This is a genomic window from Niastella caeni (genome assembly GCF_004834005.1).
Classification (GTDB): Bacteria; Bacteroidota; Bacteroidia; order Chitinophagales; family Chitinophagaceae; genus Niastella; species Niastella caeni.
This window is the reverse complement of sequence record NZ_STFF01000005.1, coordinates 537643-557764: the sequence shown is the minus strand read 5'-3', so window position 1 is coordinate 557764 and position 20122 is coordinate 537643. Positions and strand designations below refer to the sequence as shown.

9 protein-coding genes are annotated in these 20122 nt (G+C 43.5%); all 9 read right to left on the bottom strand.

Annotated elements, in window-relative coordinates; translation table 11 throughout:
* Positions 1-50: 50 nt before the first annotated feature.
* The gene (locus tag FAM09_RS19980) at positions 51-1538 is read right to left on the bottom strand and encodes a RagB/SusD family nutrient uptake outer membrane protein (protein WP_136578903.1); all 1488 of its coding nucleotides are present in this window, start codon (positions 1536-1538) and stop codon (positions 51-53) included.
* 38 nt (positions 1539-1576) lie between these two features.
* Complete coding sequence (locus tag FAM09_RS19975; RefSeq protein ID WP_136578902.1) at positions 1577-4669, bottom strand: SusC/RagA family TonB-linked outer membrane protein; 3093 nt, start codon at positions 4667-4669, stop codon at positions 1577-1579.
* A gap of 1633 nt (positions 4670-6302) precedes the next feature.
* Entirely contained in the window at positions 6303-6785 is a 483-nt protein-coding gene (locus FAM09_RS19970) for a hypothetical protein (RefSeq protein WP_136578901.1), read from the bottom strand.
* Between the two features lie 27 nt (positions 6786-6812).
* Positions 6813-7457: a polymorphic toxin type 44 domain-containing protein gene (locus FAM09_RS31110; RefSeq protein WP_208025610.1), complete on the bottom strand. Its 645-nt coding sequence runs from the start codon at positions 7455-7457 to the stop codon at positions 6813-6815.
* A 519-nt stretch (positions 7458-7976) separates the two neighbouring features.
* Complete coding sequence (locus FAM09_RS19960; protein ID WP_136578900.1) at positions 7977-9404, bottom strand: RagB/SusD family nutrient uptake outer membrane protein; 1428 nt, start codon at positions 9402-9404, stop codon at positions 7977-7979.
* Positions 9405-9429: 25 nt separating this feature from the next.
* Positions 9430-12426: a SusC/RagA family TonB-linked outer membrane protein gene (locus tag FAM09_RS19955; RefSeq protein ID WP_136578899.1), complete on the bottom strand. Its 2997-nt coding sequence runs from the start codon at positions 12424-12426 to the stop codon at positions 9430-9432.
* Positions 12427-12891: 465 nt separating this feature from the next.
* Positions 12892-14400, bottom strand: a complete 1509-nt coding sequence (locus tag FAM09_RS19950; RefSeq protein ID WP_136578898.1) for a RagB/SusD family nutrient uptake outer membrane protein — start codon at positions 14398-14400, stop codon at positions 12892-12894.
* Positions 14401-14437: 37 nt separating this feature from the next.
* A complete protein-coding gene (locus FAM09_RS19945; protein ID WP_136578897.1) occupies positions 14438-17569 on the bottom strand; it encodes a SusC/RagA family TonB-linked outer membrane protein in 3132 nt (1043 codons plus the stop codon).
* Between the two features lie 87 nt (positions 17570-17656).
* Complete coding sequence (locus tag FAM09_RS19940) at positions 17657-20008, bottom strand: efflux RND transporter permease subunit (protein ID WP_136578896.1); 2352 nt, start codon at positions 20006-20008, stop codon at positions 17657-17659.
* Positions 20009-20122 lie beyond the last annotated feature (114 nt).

Below are 20122 nucleotides of genomic sequence, written 5' to 3'. Positions count from 1 at the left end.
CCGGCTAATCAGTTGCCGGGGCCTCGCTTTTATTTTATCTACTATTCGATTTAATAGTCATCATTTTGAACCAGTACGCCTTTACTTTTATCAATTTCGATCTGTGGAATAGGAAACACGTTCTTCTTTGCGCCAAATGGTTGTGCTGGCAGTAAACTGGTTCCGTCGCTATCGTATTTATTGGTAACACTTGCCTTTACGCGCATGAGGTCCCAGAAGCGATGACCTTCAAAAGCCAGCTCAATACGACGTTCCCCTAAAATAGCAGCGATCAGGGCATCTTTATTGGCAAAACTGCCCACAGTATATGATAATGTTGTAATTGCTTTAGCGCGATCTCTTACTATGTTCAGCTTAGCAACAGCATCGGCATCAACGCCGGTTGCAGTACGCGCCTGTGCTTCGGCGTATGTAAGCAATATTTCTGCATAGCGTATGATGGGCGCCCAGTCGGCACGACCGGTAATATCGGTATACTTGCGGGTGAATTTATAAGCAGCGGTTTGGGCGGTTGTGCCTGAAATGATCAGGGTTCTTCTTTTATCATCAACGGCAAAATAAGGATTGGTGGTTGTGCTCAGGAAAGAACTGGATATTGACAGGTCGCCTCTTCCGTTGGGATAATAATGCATGGGCAATGCATTATTGGTATTCGGATTGTCATTAATATTATTGGCAATTGACCAGATGGTTTCACCCGTTATATACTCCCCATTAGAGGCGGTGTATGAAGCGTCTACCGTACTGTTCAGTGCAAACACACCATAGTTGCCATTGATCACATCCAATGCATATTTTTTAGCATTGGTATAATCGCCTTTGTAAAGGTATACTCTTGATAAAAAAGCGGAGGCGGATGCTTTAGTGCCACGTGTTTTATTATGATATTCATCATTCGCGTATCCGGTATATTCCAGCGGCAGATCGGCCAGGGCTTCCATGAGGTCGGTAATAATAGCTGTATAAACAGCGGCCACCGAAGATTTGGGTTGGTTGGCAGCCGGATCGTTTGAGGTAAAGGGTTTAGTTATCAACGGTATGCCGGTATGTGAGGCATCGGAAGTGAACACATAAGGTTGTGCGAAAAAGTTAACGAGGTAAAAATTAGCCACTGCCCTAATAAACTTACATTCTGCTATCAGCTCTTTGGCTTTGTCAGCGGTTAATTTATTACTATTGGCAGTAATACCGGCAATACCCGTATTTGCTTTTGCCACAGAAGCATACCCTGCCGTCCAAACGCTGTAAGCAATACCGCTGTTAGCGAGCAGGCCAAACCGGGGAAGCTCGGTAAAATAACCGGTTCTATCATAAATGTCCTCGCCCATGAGGTCTACATAGATCAGCGCTCTTCCTGAAATAAACTCGGGGCTCTGTAATCCATCATATCCCGACAGAACAGCATTTTCAATTTTTTGTGGTGATGAAAATGCCAGGTCGCTCGATAACAGGTCCTGCGGTTTAATATCAGTGACCTTTTTTTGGCAGGCACTACCCATGATAGCCATTGCCAGAAAAATATAGAATATATGTCGCATAACTATTTTCTATTTTAAATATTGAAGCAAAATCACATTTATAAACCAAAGTTGAGCCCTATTGTATAGGTACGGGCGAGGTAAGGTCTCGTTCTGTCGATACCCAACCCGATGTTCGTATTACCGGTACTGTTCGATTCCGGATCAACGCCGGTATACCCGGTAAAGGTGTACAGGTTATTGGCCTGCACATAAAAACGTAATCTGCTTGCTTTGATCTTATTAATAATTGATTTTGGCAATGTATAACCAATCTGCACATTTCTGATACGAACAAAGTCGGCTTTTTCTAACCAGCGTGTAGATGCCTGCGTGGTGAAGAAGTTATTGCCCCAGAATAAGCGGGGCACATCGGTGTTGTCACCGGCTTTTGTCCATGCATCCAGGATATCTTCCGATTTGTTCCTGGTATTGCTAAAATTCATCAAAACTTGTTTGGTTTGGTTATAAACATAAGCACCAAACGCATATTGCAGGTCTATACTGGCATCAAAACTGAGGTAGTTGAATGTTTGTGATAAACCGCCATAGAATTTCGGATAAGGGGTTTGATCTTTCAGTACAACCCGATCTGTAGCAGTTATCGCAGATGTGGCAGAACCATCCTTAACCATTGTCCATACATTGGCGTTACCAACCCGTTCAACCTGCTTTTGATTTCCGTTTACATCCAGGAAGGTTGGCAACCCATTGGCCGGATTAACACCTGCCCAGCGAACGAGATAGAACACCCCCAGCCCATAACCGGGTTTTGCCAATGAGAAGGTGGCAGCAGGATCACTATCAAACACCTGATCGTTATTGGCATTCGTGGAAAGCACTTTGGTCTTGTTCCAGGCCGCATTAAAACTTACATTCCATTGAAAGTTCCCTCTATGCAAAACAGGTGTATTAACGGTTAATTCCACACCCCGGCTTTGTAGTTTACCAACATTCTCTGTGATTATATTATCGGGAAGGCCCAGGGTAGCCAATACCGGGTTATCCAGTATCAGGTCAATGGTTTTCCTGTTATAATATTCCAGGGTAAAGCTGGTATTCTTCCATAATATCGCATCAATGCCTACATCAAATTGTTGAAGTCGCTCCCAACGAAGTTCACTGTTTCCCGGATTTGCCAATGCTAACACCCCAATTTCGGCATACGACGCAGGCTCATAGGTGCTGATCGCGGGGAAATAACCAATATTAGAATTACCCGTTACCCCATAACTGGCCCTTAGTTTCAGGTCATTTACAAATGTGTACTGGCTCATAAAATCTTCCTGCGTTACCCGCCAGGCTACTGAACCCGAGGGGAAATAGGCCCACCTGTTCTGCTTACCAAAGCGGCTGTCGGCATCGGCCCGAAAATTAAAAGTAGCCAGGTACTTCTTTCTGAAGCCATAATTGATACCGGCAAAATAAGAAGCCAGGCCATCATCAATATCATCAATTCCATTTTCACCGCCAACCTCGTCGAAGTTATCGGGGCTTATCAGTAACAGATCCGGATCTTTTATCCCGGCTCCATAATTGTAGGTATAGGAGCTTGTACGGCGGGTATATTCTGTACCGGCCAACGCATTCAACTCATGATCGGCCCCTATTTGCCGGGTATAATTTAATGTGTTGAACCAGCTCCAGGTATTTCTTTCGTTATAAACCCTTTGTTTCAATCCAAAGCCAAGGCCATCTCCCACATCAGCATTCCAGTATTGGTCTGTTAAACCGGTGGCATAGTCAACATTCGCCTGGCTTTTAAACTTAAGTCCTTTTATCAGTTGCACTTCACCAAATACGCTTCCGATAAAACGGCGCCCATCCCGATTATCAAAATTTAAATCAGTAACCGCTACGGGGTTGGGTACATTATAACCGGTGGCCAAATTTCCGCCCACCCCGGTATAGTACTCTCCATCGGCGTCAAATATTGGAATATTCGGCATGGCAGTTAATGGGCCGAACGGAATACCCGACAATGCGTTGCCGACTCCGGATCCCAGGCCATATGTTTTGGTACGGGAATACTGGGTGTTAACTCCGATCTGCAACCAGTCGGTCACTCTTGATGCAAGGTTCAACCTCACCGATCCTCTTTTCTGCTGGGTGTTATCAATATAGCTTTGTACATCATTATAGTTCAGGGAGGTGAAGTAAGTAGTTCTTTGCGAACCGCCGCTAATGGAAAGGTTATGGTTCTGAACAAGACCTTTGCGGGAAAGCTCATCCTGCCAGTCGGTATCGACGGTGTCTCTCTTTCCATCATTATTTATATCACCATAATTAGCGCCGACCCCCAGGTTGGCATTGCTTCTTAACTTGTTGATAGTAGTGATATAATCGGCTGCATTCAGCACTTTCATTTTGCGGGCAGCTTCGTTAAAACCAAAATAGTTATCATAGTTGAGTGTGCTTACTCCGGCCTTGCCTTTTTTGGTAGTAATAAGCAGTACCCCGCCAGATCCGCGTGAGCCATAAATGGCTGTAGCGGAGGCATCCTTCAGCACTTCCACACTTTCAATGTCGTTGGGATTTATTTCGGCCAGGGGATTGGCCTTTGTGTACAGCTGTCCCTGGTCGCCCTGTGTTAGAGGAACGCCATCCATTACGATCAGTGGATTGCCGCCTGAAGATATAGAGGCGCCACCTCTGATGCGGATGATGACATCATCGCCTACATATCCTGAAGAGGTGTTTACCAGCACTCCGGCAGCTTTACCGGTAAGCGCCTGGTCAAAGCTGGTAACCGGCTTATTGGCCACGGCCTCTCCGTTCACCTTGCTCACAGAACCTGTTAGTGAACGTTTGGCAATGGTATTATACCCTACCACCACCACTTCATCCATCGAAGTATCCTGTGGTTTTAATGTCAGGTTGTATTCACTGGCTGATGCGATCTTTATTTCTTCCGCTTGCATATTAACGGAAGAAATAACCAGGGTTTTGGCATCGGGTGGTACGTTTAATGAATACACCCCATCAGCGTTCGTAACCGTACCTAATTTGGTACCTTTTACGACTACAGAGGCATTTGGAACCGGGTTACCATTGGCATCGGTAACTTTTCCGGTAAGGGTTCTTGTTTGGGCAAGCAATTTTCCCGAAAGGAGAAATAAGCAGCACCAGACGATCAATAGAAATTTTCTCATCGGAGTTAGCTTTTATTTGGTTAAAAACAGTGAATAAGAAATTTTTATAATAGAAATAATAAAGTAGGACAACAAAACCAAACGAGTGCTGCAAATCAGGATCACTAAATCATATTTTCTTATCAAGTCTTGATCAAAGTCTATCAAGGTTTGATACTTTATGAGAATATCAGATCCATGTTTAGTAACGGCCAACCAGGACATTCCCGGTATTGCCTGGTTGATCTTTCATTTTATTTATTGATCAAAAGCAATTACCCGGAATTTGCCTTCGCACATCCTGTAAGGTTATCGGTAGGGGTTCCCAAAGATAAGAACTTAGATAATATTTTTTATATAGATGATATATTTTCAGCCCGAAACAGAAAATAAAAATATTTTATAAGTCCTGAAAAAGTAAAAGGCTGCCTGCAGGCAGCCTTAGTATAAACATAAATTGAGGGTAAAACCTTTCGAACGTTTGCTTCTTTATTACACAATGAACTTACAATAACGCCAGTATCCGCACCAACGGCAATGGCAAAGGGACTTGAAACGGGGAAGGTGGTGATCAATAGGCAATAGGCAATTCAATGTCGTTTAGTTAAAGGGCTTAGGCCTGAGCGTAGTCGAAACGCAGTAAACTAAGCGACATTGAAGGTTGTGTCACCTTGCCTGAATTTCACCAAAATCGTTATACTAAACGGCCTTTTCCCCAATACATGCCTGCAATAAACTGAAGTTGTTGCAATTTTATCGTTGCAGCGCTGCAACGGATGGCTGTTGGCTGTATTATCGTCGTTGCATGCTTGTTGTATCCCCATTGTTGGTTGATATTACCCATTGCAGGTTGCAGTGAGGATCGCTGCAAGTTGTTTTGTGGATGTTGTCGTTGGCTCAACGTGACAAAACAGGTTGTAATAATGAAAATAACCAGCAATGGTCTTTACCTGGATGAAATGATCCATTGCAGGGTTGCAACGGGGAGAAGTCAGGCTGCAACGACATAAAAGCAGTTGAATTGGGGTCATTGCAGCGTGTTTCCATCTCATGGCAGGCTGTTATGGGGTGGTTGCTGGGTTGCAACGATCAGAAAGCTGGTTGACAAAATGTTAAGTTGGGCAGAAACGGATCAAAATCATCTGAACATACTTTATTGCAGCGTGCAACGGTGGTTACCCGAAAAACAATGATCCATTGCAGCATTAAAACGATTCGTTTCCGGTTGTTTATGGTTCATAACCGGGAATCATAAATTCTTTGCAAGAGATTATGGGGTGGTTGCCGTTGAAACATCAGAAAGCAGGTTGCCGAAATTTAAAGTTGGGCAGAAAGGGATTAAAATCATCCCGACAGGGTATCATTGAAAGCAGGCAGGGGTCATTACATGAAAGAGTAGGTTAATAGCGGATCAGGAATGAGCTGAAGCCGGTCTGCCATGCTCACATTCTTTCCTATTAAAATAATTCCTATACAACTTAGTAAAAAAATCTTCATGATGATAAAGTTCATCTCTTTGCTCTGATGGATGAATGCCTCAGAGATCATAAAACTAAAAAAGCTTAAACCTCATAAAATGCAAAAGCCCCAATCGGGGGCTTTTGCATTTTATTGATTCCGTAACATCTATTCAATACATAATTAATTCTTTCACTTAAGGATGATAGTATTTGTTTTTTGACACATCGTTAAACCGCTCCCATTTAGTAGTATCGAATTGGTTACTATACAATTTTCGCGCCCATCTCAAATCACCGGCAATTGTCCAGCTATTATAATACTCGCAATCACTGGTAGTAAGAAAGCAGGCGTACCGACGACAGATAATAGTATTTGACCTGTTCTTTTTATTTACGTAAACGATCCTTCCCTCTTCTGATCTGCAAAACACACTACTAAATAAAAACCAACAGGTAACAAGCAGATAAATACCCACCAGGATGACTAGCTTTACCCGAATAGATTTGTACCGTTTATTCCGTATCAACCATATCCCGGCTATACCTAATGCGATCCACAACAACGGATGAATGATTCTGCTTAACCTGAAGTCTCCATATTCAAATGAGGATATTACTATCCATAAAAAAACAAAGGCTATAGCGTAGACATACCCTTTAATGTTTGACTTAAACATGCTTGAAATACTATAAATACTTTTAAATTATTTGACCTTCGCTTTCTCTTTCATTTTCTCGCTGGCTGCATTCATGCCCTGGGTATTCCAGTAGAAATCAGCCATATTGTCTCCGTAATTTTCCGTGCCAGCAAAATTATCAGCAAGCCTTGACAGAGTTCTGCCTATTCCTAAATTTAATTTAGCCGCTTCGCCTAAACCAGCCCACCGGTATTGTGTCGTTTTTGATATACCGGCAGATGTACCAGTATACCCGGCATGATAGTTTCCAACAGCAGCAGCATCGTCAAAAACTATTTTGCCCATTTTAAAATCTGTATGCAATAACTCCTTTCCTGCCGCTTCCGACTTTTCTGCATCAAATTTCCATGCAACGCCAAAAATCGATTCTTCATCATTTTTTAGATCCCAATCCCCGCCAGGCAATACTTTTCTTACCCAGGAGAGTTGTTTCATACCTTTCGCCTCAGCAGCATGTTTCGCCAAAATATTCGGTCCTATTTCACTTATATCTATAGTTCCTCCCAACTCTCCAATCTTTTTACCACCAGCCGAATGACTTTCCTTGGTATATGCTTTATTAACCTGCTCGGAAGTCGTACCTTTTTTATGAAGGTAAACGCTGTTATCGCTATCATCAATTTTTTTTATCACTGTTCCTACTTCATTCACATGCACTGAGTTAACTCCCATACCATCCGGATCTATAAATCTGATTGGGTTATTGACTCCGTAGTTATAAGAGGACCATCTCCTATATTTATCCGCCAGCGGATCAACAACATGCCAACTCCCTATTTGCTATTCCTACATTTCCATCATCCTTAAGAGTTAATGTAAAAAAGGCGCCTAAATTATTATATCTCCAAAATTGCAAACTGTTTCCATAACCACCCGTCATATTGTATATAGTCCACTCCCCGGCTTCCCCATTACCGGTTTTTCCCCATGTTTCAATGTCAGCGCACCACCTATGTTATGATTATCCTACCTATGGAAGGTTTTGCGTCCTGGGCAACAGTTACCTGCGCCATGTGTTTTCAATAATGCATAACAGTTTCTCTGCGATTAATAACCACACACAAAATTATCAAACACCTTTAAAAATATATAGCCCGCCAGAGCGGGCTATATATTTTTCTTTTTTTAAGGCTCTAACCTTTTTGGGTCAGGGCCACTTAATCATCAATACTATTGATAACCTTCATTCTGCTGTGGTTTTATATTGGGGTTAGCATCCACTTCAGTTTGTGGTATCGGCAATATTCTTCTATAGTTTGTATAGGCGATATTTCTGACAGTATAATTGGTGCTTCGCACTACAGTGCGTTTCAGGCGTTGCAGATCGAGGTACCGGTCACCTTCAAAGGCCAGCTCTTTTCTGCGCTCATTTATTATGTCTTCATATAACGCAGTGCCAGTAGAAGCAATAGGATCGGCGTTTCTACGGCTGGTTATATAGTTTACATAAGTACGTGCATCTGTTTCATTGGTAGCGACAGAAGCTTCTGCTGCAATTAAATACATTTCGCTCATGCGCAATACTTTGGTATCGCTGCGATCGCCGGCGAGGCCGGTGTATTTATTTATGAACACAACGGATGTTCCTGCAGGGCGTTGTCCCTGGGGATACAAACTCCTCCTTACATCATTGGCGCTAAACAAGGCATACAGATCGGAAGCAACCAGAAAGTCGCCATAGTTACCGGCCTGGCTATACAGGTAAGCAAGGGCATCAAAGCTCAGGTTGCTTACTGCATCGGATGAAACTTCAAACAACGTTTCCATCTTATCGAGGCGAATACTGGTGTTATTCCAGTAAGCTGTATTATCTGCTGCACCCACTACATTAAACCCGCTATTGTTAATTACATCCAGGGCGGCCGTTTTAGCATTTGCCATATCGCCCATGGTCAAATACACTTTTGCCTGTAATCCTTTGGCTGCATATTTACTGAACTGGGATGAGTTCGTATAAATTGTCATTAAGGTATACGCCTGGTTAAGATCGTTCACGATCAGCGTATATACATCAGCAACTTTGCTACGTTCAGGTTTTAGATCAGCATTGTAGGTAGTAATAATAGGAACACCCAGTTTGTTTGGATCGTCCGTATAAGGCCGGGCAAAATACCTTACCAATGTAAAATAACACAGGGCGCGAACCGCATACGCTTCACCTTTTGCCTGGTTTACATTGGCGCTGGCAGCTATGGGCGCATTAATGATATTATTAGCCCTTAATATTACTGAATACAACGATGTCCATAAACCCAGGGCGTTGGCATCGGTTACAGCAAATGAATAATTGTTATATAAGGTATACCGGTTGGTATTCAGCGACGATTGATAACCATTATCGGCCATTACATCACCGATCACCGGGATGGTTCTTCCAAATGCATCCGGCGCATAACTGGTAGCACCAATGGATGGTCCGGTGCGTAAGCCGGCATACATACCGCGCGTAGCAACCAGCAGATCGTTTTCGGTACTTAATGCGGTTTCCGGTGAAACTGAAGTGGGCGGAGAAAGCTCAAGAAAGCTCTTGCTGCACGAAACAAAGGTGGTTACAAAAACAGCCAGCCAAATCACTTTATATTTAGATAAAATATTCATAATGGTAAAAAATTAATTGTTTATGTTAGAAACCAAGGCTCAGCCCTACGGTAATGGTTTTAGGGATGAATACATTCAGGTTCGATTGGCTATTGGAACCCTGCTCAGGATCGAAAGACAGGTTATCATCTTTAACCCAGGTGAACAGGTTGGTACCACGTACATACACAAAGGCACTACCCAGTTTTGCCATTGAAGCAATACGTGTTGGAACTGTATAGCCAAGCTGAATGTTGCGCAAACGGATAAAGTCGCCTTTATTCAAATAAAAAGTAGAACCGCTGTTAAAGTTTTTATTACCGCCATAAATGTACTTAGGTACATCCGTATTATCACCGGCTTTTGTCCAGCGATCAAAAATGCGGGCTGCTTTATTATACGTGCCACCAAAGCCAGCACCCATATAATAACCACCCCACTGGTCCTGAATATAATTGCCAAAGTTATAATACAGTTGTGCGTCTAACGTAAATCCTTTGTACCGGAAGGTATTGGTTAACGAACCAAAATATTTTGGCAAAGAGGTGCCCACTATGGAACGGAGAGCCGCCGAATAATTATTGGTGGTGGTTTCGTGCGTAGCATCCGTATACCAGAGGGGATCTCCATTGGCAGCGTCTACGCCGGCATACTCTCTCAGGTAAAATGATTGAATGCTGCTACCCTGACGCAGGATAAACGATCCTGTTATTATATCATTGCCACCAGGCAGACTGGTTATCTTGTTTTTATTGGTTGCGTAATTAAAATCAACCCCCCACTCAAAATCCTTTAATTTAACAGGTACCGCATGGATCGTAATCTCAACTCCCTTGTTTTCCATGGAACCCACATTGCGGGTAGCTCTTGAGAAACCTGAAGTCAGCGACAACGGTACATCCAGCAGCAGGTCTTCTGTTTTTCTTACATAATAATCTACAGTCAACTGAATGCGGTTCTGCAGCACGCCTACATCAATACCTACGTTAAAGGGTTTGTTTAACTCCCAGGTTAAGTTGCTGTCACCCACATTCGACGGAGCGCTACCGGGCGTTTGGTTATAGTTAAAACCATAGCCATATAATTTATACCAATCGTAATTGCCAATACCGGCGTTACCGTTCACCCCATACGATGTACGCAGTTTCAACTGGCTGAAAATATTGAGGTCTTCAATAAACGCTTCTTTGTCGGCATTCCATGAAGCACCTATTGACCAGAAATTACCAAACTTGTTATTGGCGCCAAAACGGGATGAACCATCGCGGCGAAAACTGCCCGACAGTACATACTTGTCTTCGTAGTTGATATTAGCTGTAGAGAATTGCGACAGGAACGAGTAGTCTGCCAATGTAGCAGAAGCCGTAATGGGCGAAGCGCCTATTGCAGGCATAGTCATGCTCAGGTTGGTTGGGAAAAGCTGCGATTGAACGGAATTCTGATAACCGTTCGACTTCTGGCTTTCATAACCTACCTGTACATTCAATGTAACATCCTTTGTCTTTGACAGCTTTTGCTGGTAATCGAGGGTATTCGTCCATAACCAGTTGAAATGACGGGTATAATACGAGAAAGACCTACCGGCTGTTGGAGCACCGTCTCCATGCAGCGGATTGTTATACTGGTCTTCTTCCAGCACATTGAAGTCGCCGCTTACACTGGTTTTAAATTTCAGATTTTCCAGTATTTTATATTCGGCAAATGCGTTACTACGCATTCCTATTTCTTTCAAAAAACGTTTATCCATTTCGGTTAATGCAACTACGTTATGAAGGTTGCCCAGCCTGGAAGCAGTGAGGTTGTAGGTTCCATCGGCATTGTAGGCCGACCAGGACGGCAACAGGAAGTAACCTGCCAGCACCGGGTTACCAAAGCTACCACCGGCTAAAGGAGCACGCTGATTCACAAAACCGCCATTGATATTAAAACTCAGCGTTAATTTATCAGTGGCCTTATGGGAGATCCGGGCACTTGCACTCGTTCTGTCTAACTTTGAATTAATGGTGGAACCTTCCTGCATAAAATAGCCACCTGATATGTAAAAAGTGGTTTTGTCGTTGCCGCCTTCGGCGCTGATATTATATTGTTGCTGTTTACCTTTTTGAATAATCGCATCATACCAGTTAAAATCGTTGCCATTATTGAAGCCAAGACCAGCCATGGTAGAAGCAACCTGCGCGGGGGTTCTTCCGGAATTAACAAGACCTTCTTCCGTGATCTGAAAATACTGTTCGGCATTTAATGGTTTGTACTTGTCGTTCACATAGGCAACATCATTTTGCCCTATTTCGGTATCGAACCGGAAGCGGGTTTTACCAGCCCTTCCTTTTTTGGTAGTAACAATAATTACTCCATTAGAAGCACGGCTACCATACAATGAACCGGCCGCCGCATCTTTCAGTACTGAAATACTTTCAATATCGTTGGGGTTCAAGGTGCTTAATAAGTTAGCGGTAGTTGCCAAACGTGATACGTCACCGGTATTGATAATTACACCATCAATTACCCACAAAGGTGCATTGCTGGCAGTAATAGAGCTCATACCTCTGATGAGGATCGTTTGATTAGCACCGGGTTGGCCAGAACCGGCAATGGATTGCAAACCGGCTACCTGGCCCTGTAATATTTTATCTACAGAACTAAATGGTTTGCTTTCAATGTCGGGCGCCTTTACCGTGGCAACCACACCGGTAAGCTCTTTCTTCTTTTGGGTTCCGTAAGCCACTACCACTACTTCACTCAAATTACCGGTTTGCGATTTCAACACCGCATCTAAAGTAGAGCCTGAACCAATGGTAAATTCCTGGGTGATCATACCCACTGAACTCATCACTAATGTTCTTGCATTGTCGGGAATGGTAAGTGAATAGGTACCATCCTGTTTGCTGGTACTACCAAATGACGTGTTCTTTAAAGTAATGGAAACATTGGGAATAGGATTACCGCTTTCATCTGTAACTTTTCCGGTAATCGTTCGGGATTGGGCTTGCAGTTGTGACGCACAAAACAATAGCCCACTGAGGAGCCATAGAATTTTTCTCATAGTAGCGTTTTTATATATTAAATAACAGTAATGACTAGTTACTAACAGCCAATTAAAAACAGGACATAAATTAACACTAAGTGCTGCTTTTAACTAAACAATTCATACGTATCTTATCAAGTATAGCCGGTTTTTCATCAAAAACTTGTCATTTTCGCATAGATATAATATTTAAATACCATATTTAGTGTATGCAAGACAGTTTTGAATTGGAGTGCAAATAAATATCAATTTTCAATTATTAGTGCACATTGCGGTTTTCTTCCTACTAATTTTGTTGGATAATTTATGAAACAAGGAAAATTCCGCATTCCTACTGGCAACATATATGAAAAAAATTTCAGGACTCATTGCTATTTGAGAGGAATAATACCCAAAAAAGCGAGGCTGCCCTTTACTTGGACAGCCTCCGGTTATTACTATCAGGACCCCGTTTTAGGTCCAGATCATCAGCCATGATCTATTTTACTTGTTGTCTTCACATAATTTGTTCAGGTCAAGTTCGGTAGAAGAAATTGGCCAGATGTATTGCTTGTCTGTAGGTGCTATTGCCGGCACGGAAGACGACGTACTGCTTTTAGCAGGTATGGTAAGTCCCAATCGCAACAGGTCGGGGCTACGCCTGCCTTCACCCAGGAATTCAATCCGGCGTTCAATTAATATCGCATTGATGAGGTCGGTAGCTGAAGCAAAGTCGCCAGTCGTAAATGTTTTGGTAGCGTCTGAGCGGTTCCGTACGGCATTCAATAAAGCAACTGCCTGCGCATCTACGCTGTTGGTTGACCGAACCCGCGCTTCTGCCAAACTCAGCAATACTTCGGAATATCTTATTACCGGAACATAATCAGTATAAGGCGAAGGAGCCGAAAACTTGCTCAGAAAATACTTCTTGGTAGTAGTACCGGTTGTCTTTACAAAGTCGCGCCGTTTATCGGTAGCCGGCCAGGCGATGTTATTACCAATAATGCCTGTTATATTCAATGCATATTCACCGTTACCTACCCCACCCAACGAGGAAGCCGGTGAATAATAATAGGCCAGTTGGTTTTGCGTTCCCGGATTATCACCTGTTGTTGAGGTCATAGGTAATGAGAAAATTGATTCGGTGGTATTATACGTAGTGAATACTTTGGTGATATCCGGCTGCAACGCATGAGCTACGCCGGGTGTTACTGTGGCTGTAAACGGCGCCGATGCAGTAACGATCTTGTTTGCCTCGGTAATAACTTCGGCATATTTTTGCATGCTCAGGTACACCCTTGTCTTTAATGCAATGGCGGTATTGCGATGTACCCGGGTAGTATTTAATTCTGCAGCCGATGAACCATAAGTTTTAGGAAGATTGGCTTCGGCATAATTCAGATCGCTTATTACCTGCGCATACACTTCAGCTATTGAACTACGGGCCAACTGATAATCGGCGCGCAATTTATTTCCCGATATCCGTAGCGGTAATCCGGGTTTAGTGCCATTGCCATCCCAGTAAGGTCGTGCATATAACTGCAACAGGCAATAATACGCATACCCGCGTATCAATCTTGCTTCAGCTGTATAGTTTTTAGAAAGTGAATCCCCCACAACAGCAGTGCCCTTTTCGGCCATGCCATCTAAAAAAATATTACAGTTATTGATGGCCAGAAAACCCTGCGCCCAAAGGCCATTTACTTCTGCCACGGTATTGGTGAGCGTATGGTTCCAGGTTTGTAAACCGGTTACCCCATTGGTTTTTTCATTTAAGAATTCCTCCGAGCGAATATCGTTGTAGATGAGAAACCGGCCGCCATGAAACTGCCCGTTTTTAAAACTGGAATACAGCGCTCTTATCTGGTTTACGATTTGTTCTTTGGTGGAATACACGCTCAGATCGGGTATATCCGAAGTTGGTTTGGTATCCATCAAACTATCACGTTTGCAGGCAGTAACCAATATAGTTACCGAACAAACAAAAACTATATTATTGATTAGTTGTTTCATTGTACCTGTGTTTTGCTTTTAGAAAATCAGGAATTTGTTAAAGCCCCAGCTTTAAGCCAAGTGTTACGGTTCTGCCATTGGCAACCTGGTTTCTGTCGATACCCTGGTTGGCAGGATTATTTCCATTGGTTGAAGTTTCCGGATCGGGCCCGGGGTATTTGGTCCATATGTACAGGTTTTGGCCACTTACATAAAACCGGGCGCTGCTGAGCTTAACTTTATCAATAATTGATTTGGGTAAATTATAAGCGAGCGTTACGTTACGTAGTTTCAGGAAATCGCCTTTGTACATGTGCACATCAAGCGGTATGGCTGATCCGTTTGAATAGTTATCACCAAACACATTTTTGGGCATGTCGGTAATGTCGCCCGCTTTTGTCCAGGCATTCAATACCGCGCGCTCGTTATTCCAGAAGCGATAATCTCTTAACCCCGCTTCGGTGCCATAATAAATATGGAAACCCAGTTGATAGGTCAAAAGTGCATTCAACTCAAAGTTTTTGTAAGTAAAAGTGTTCTCAAAGCCCCCGATCTGTTTGGGGACCGTATTCTTTTGAATTCTTCTGTCGGTAGTGGAAATTGCCGGCGCTGCAGAACCATCGGCATACTGCCATTGGCCGGGATGCGCATAATATACATCTCTATCCTGGGCATTTACAAAGATCCTTCTGCCGGTTGCAGGGTCTACGCCCTTGGTAGGGATCAGGTATAAAGTACCAATGCTGTAACCAGGCTGGGTGATGCTTACCGCTTCGTTGGTAGAAGCCCCGGCCGGTGAGGTTACAATGATGAACGGCAAGCCAGGCGCCAATGCAGTTATTTCGTTCTTATTTATGCTCAGGTTAAAGTAGGCGTCCCAGGTAAAATCTTTTCCCTGTATCACCATGGCATTGATGCCCATTTCAAACCCTTTGTTATACATACTGCCCACGTTGGTCCTGATGGCGTTGGGAATACCGGCTGAAGGGACCTGCGTTACATCCAATATCAACCCATCGATATTGTTCCTGTAATACGATAACTCGGCAGTGATCCTGTCTTCCAGGATACCGAAATTAAAACCTACATCTGTTTTATTACTGGTTTCCCAGGTAAGATCAGGATTACCTGATCTGGCATACCCTATTGTTGCCAGGCCGCCATATAACCCGGGCGAATAAGTGCTGTACGATTCATAATTGTTAATACCATTGATATTACCCACCTTACCATAACTACCACGTAGTTTAAAACTGCTGAAGATCTTATTGATGCCGGCGGATGTCCAGAAAGATTCTTTGGTTATTTCCCAACCGGCCGATACTCCCCAGAACAGGCCTTTACGTTTATTAAAACCCAACCCTGAATATTCGTCCTGACGCAGGTTACCGCTTAGATAGTACTTTTTGCCAAAATTGTAATTGATCCGGCCGAATTGCGAATACAGGTAATTTGAACCGATAGATAACGCTACCGGGTTATTCACTGTAAAGCCACCCTGTATATTTGAAAAATAGGGATCGGAAATAGATTGCCTCGACAGGCCAAACCCTTCTCCGGTTGTTCGCTGGTCTTCAATACCGGCCAGCAATCCTACTGAATGATTACTGGCGAACTCATAATCGATCGATAACGTATTCGTCCATACACTGCGTTTGTTTTTTCCCAGCACACTTTGTGCAAAGCCTATTGTGGCGTATGCTTCACCGCTAATGGGGTCCTGGTAAATCTTGTTATCGGCATACAGGTAATCGATACCGTACAACGATTTAAATGTTAACCAGCTTAATGGCTTCAGTTGAATATACCCGTTTGCCTGAACATGATTGATCTCGGTATTGCTCCGGTTCCTGTCTAATGTAATAATAGGATTATAAAAACCTACCTGCGATTGTTTATTATTCATTACGCCAATTAATCCGGCGCTTGTATTATAGGTGCCGTCGTTATTATACGGAGAAATGCTGGGCGCCGTGATCAGGGCAACACGGCCTAAGCCACCGGTAGCAAATGCTTCGCCCGGCAGTGACCCGGAGCTGGCTGCTGCAAAATTTTCTTCATTGGAGTAAGAGAGCTTCGCGCCTGTTGAAATGATCCGGTTTACTTTTTGATCTATATTAAACAGCACCGATTTACGCCTGAAATCATTTTTCTTTATAATTCCCTGCTGATTGGTATACCCCAGCGAAAAATAGTAATTGGTATTTTCTGTAGCGCCCGAAACGCTGATGGAGTTATTATGCGAAACCCCGGTACGATAAACATGATCGTACCAGCGGGTGTTAATGGGATTGCCATCGGGACCATCCGTTAATGCAAAGTAGTTGGTGGTGGCATTGTACGTACCGGCATTTTTCAATCCCTGGTTTTTAAAATCAGTATACTCCTGCGCATTCAGCAAATCGGGCAGCCGTTGCGCTTTTGTATAGCCAACCCAACCATCATATGATACGCGGGCACGGCCCTGCTTTCCTTTTTTTGTTGTAACAAACACAACGCCATTAGCAGCCCGGCTACCATATATAGCCGAAGCGGCGGCATCCTTGGCAATATCTATACTTTCAATATCACTGGGATTAATACTGGCCAGTGCATTAGCCCCGGCACTGGTGCCGCTGAAATCACCGGTAAAAGTGGGTATGCCATCAATAACAATTAACGGGTAAGAACTTAAAGAAATAGAATTGGTTCCGCGGATCCTGAAAACAGGCGGGTTGTTCAATACCCCATTCGGTATACTAATTTGTACGCCCGGAGCGCGACCACCCAAAGCGGCTTCAAAACTTTGAACTGGCTTATCTGAGATAGCCGGGCCTTTCACCGTTGAGAGACTTCCCGTTGCTTCCCTTCGTCTTTGTGTTCCGTAACCCACTACCACAACTTCGGAGAGGCTCCTGTCCGCTACTTCTAACTTCATATTGATAACAGCTTTGTCACCAATACTAACTTCAACATCGCCCATTCCAACCGCTGAAAATATAAGCACCCTGGAGCCTGCAGGAACATTCATGGAGTAGATCCCATCGAAGCCGGTGGTAGTTCCGTAACCTGTTCCTTTAATTCTGACTGATGTGTTGGGGATCGGACTTCCATCCGGGGAAGTGACCTTACCCGTTATAGTACGGGTTTGGGCCTGCAATAGGCACGCGCTTGCACCCACTGCCAATAGCAGTAATAGCAATTTTCTCATGTGACATTTTTTAGTTGGTTAACTTATCAAGTAACCGAATTTAACTAAAAAAGCACATGATAACTTCATTTTTCCGACCCTAACCTGCTATTTTTTTATAATAGTAAGCAGCAAAGCAGGTAAAAAGATCAGGTTGGTTAAGGTAGCCAGCACGAGGGTAAGCGAAGTAAGCCAACCCAGCGCCTGTGTACCGCCGAACCCGCTAAAGCAGAATATTACAAATCCGGCTATGAGCACCAGTGAAGTATAAATTATACTAATACCTGTTTTGTGTATGGTATCGATCACCAGTTCATGTGAAGTTTTTTTACTATTAACAGAAAGTTCCTGTTTGTAATTTACCAGGAACCTGATGGTTATATCAATGGCGATACCTAACGCTACTGAAAATACGAGTACTGTAGAAGGTTTTATGGCTATGCCCACCCACCCCATAACACCAGCAGTTATGATCAACGGTATAATATTCGGGATCAGGGAACATATTAAAATTTTAAACGACCTGAACAGGTACAGCATACAAAGTGCAATGAGCAGGAAAGCCCACATAATACTTTCCTTTAACCCGTTTATGATAAATGCGCTGCCTTCGAGGAACGTAACACTGGTTCCGGTAAATTCAACATGATATTTGGCCGTATCGAACAACTGGCGGCTGCGATCTTCAATAGTGCTGATCAACTCAGGTAAATGTTTGCTGCCAACATCAGCCATATTAACGCTAATACGCGCCTGCCGGCGGTTACTATCCATAAAAGAAGCAACAACGCGGTTAAAGTTGTTTTGCTTGCCGGTGCTATCTGTACTTCCTTTACTGCTGAGGTATTGCGATAAAAAGATGAGATCGCCTTCGTTAGGAACTTTGTAATTACTGCTATCGCCGTTGTAATAAGCCTGCCGCGCAAATTTCAACCCTTCTACAATCGAAAGCGGCCGGGCCATTTCAGGTTGGGCGGCAATAAACTGCGACAAAGAATCGATGCGGGCGAATGTTTGCACCGGGTTGCGGCGTAATCCCTGTTTCTGCTTGGTATCAACGACTATTTCCAGTGGCATCACCCCTTTGAAGTTGTATTCAAAGAACTTCAGGTCTTTGTAGATCTTATCCGTTTTTGGCAGGTCATCGACAATAAACCCAACCGACTTCAACCGGAACATTCCGGCCACTGATGCTAACAGTATCACCACAGTTACGCCATAAATGAGTTTCTGATGATGTAGCGACCAGCGTTCAAGATTATCTAAAATTGCCAGCAGCCATTTATTCTCCAGGTAACGGGTGTGTCTTTTCTTGGGTTCAGGCAAAAAGCTTAATACCGCAGGAATGAACATGATGGAGATAAAGAACAGGGCCATGATGTTAATGCCAGCTACAATACCAAACTCTTTCAATACGGCGCTTTTGGTTAACCCAAACACGGCAAACCCAATGGCAGCCGCGATATTACAAAACAGGGTAACCACGCCCATGCGGCTGATCATAGCGGTTAAAGCAACCATCTTCCTGCTGCTTCCTTTTAAAGCATCTCCATTGACATCGTTATAAGCCGTGTGGTATTTGTTCAGGAAATAAATACAGTTGGGAATGCCAATCACAACGATCAATGGGGGTATTACGCCTGTGAGCAGGGTAATTTTATAACCCATCCATTCAATTGTTCCCATACACCATATTACACCGATGATTACTACAGCCAGTGAAATGGCCGTAGCGCTGAAGCTGCGGAAGAAGATCAATAGAATTACAGCAGACAAAATAATTGAGCCAAGCAAAAACCATTGCATTTCAGATGCCACCTTGGTGGCCAGGTTAGTGCGGATCAGGGGCAAGCCGCTGTAATGCATTTCCAGGTTATGCTTGCGGCCAAAGGCATCGGCCAATGCCACAATATCAGCTACTACTTTATTTCTGCGTTTTGAATTTAATACGTCTTTATTAATTCGGATACCCATCATGTAGGTATGGGTAGTGGGGTTATACATTAACCCCTGGTAAAAAGGCAGGTTAAAGAAAGTGGCTGCCATGCTATCGAGCTCCGGTTGCGAGAGCAGCCTGTTAGCAAAAACCGGTACGGCATTTAACTTCTCATTTGTTGCATCTTTTACCAGGTTGGTAGCAGCGGGCACACTCAAAACATCTTCTACTGCGGCAACGCCCTTTATTTGTTTGGCCAGTTCGGCATAATCATTAAAAACAGGCGCCTGAAACAGCTTATCGGTTTGAATACCTATGGCCATCAAATTCCCATCTTCCCCAAACTGCTGGCGGAAAGCCTGGTAGGCCTGGTATTTGGGATTATCGGTTGGAATAGCTCTTGCGAATTCATAACTCATCTGTACTTTGGAAGCGTGATAACCCAGGATACCGGTTATAGCCAGTAACAGTATCAGAAGCATCCAGCGAGACCGTAAAATGAAACGGGCGATTTTTTCCCACATGTAGATAAATATTAAATTCCAAATAACAAATCTCAAATCACAAATAAGGAATACACATTTCCCTAATTCCAAATAAGAAATCAAAAACCTAAAATCTCAAATAAAGGCTTTGGA

Excerpts from the sequence above, each read along its gene's own strand:
- FAM09_RS19940 (WP_136578896.1), bottom strand. The coding sequence starts at position 20,008 with ATGTGGGAAAAAATCGCCCGTTTCATTTTACGGTCTCGCTGGATGCTT.
- FAM09_RS19950 (WP_136578898.1), bottom strand. The coding sequence starts at position 14,400 with ATGAAACAACTAATCAATAATATAGTTTTTGTTTGTTCGGTAACTATA.
- FAM09_RS19960 (WP_136578900.1), bottom strand. The coding sequence starts at position 9,404 with ATGAATATTTTATCTAAATATAAAGTGATTTGGCTGGCTGTTTTTGTA.
- FAM09_RS19975 (WP_136578902.1), bottom strand. The coding sequence starts at position 4,669 with ATGAGAAAATTTCTATTGATCGTCTGGTGCTGCTTATTTCTCCTTTCG.
- FAM09_RS19980 (WP_136578903.1), bottom strand. The coding sequence starts at position 1,538 with ATGCGACATATATTCTATATTTTTCTGGCAATGGCTATCATGGGTAGT.
- FAM09_RS19970 (WP_136578901.1), bottom strand. The coding sequence starts at position 6,785 with ATGTTTAAGTCAAACATTAAAGGGTATGTCTACGCTATAGCCTTTGTT.
- FAM09_RS19955 (WP_136578899.1), bottom strand. The coding sequence starts at position 12,426 with ATGAGAAAAATTCTATGGCTCCTCAGTGGGCTATTGTTTTGTGCGTCA.
- FAM09_RS19945 (WP_136578897.1), bottom strand. The coding sequence starts at position 17,569 with ATGAGAAAATTGCTATTACTGCTATTGGCAGTGGGTGCAAGCGCGTGC.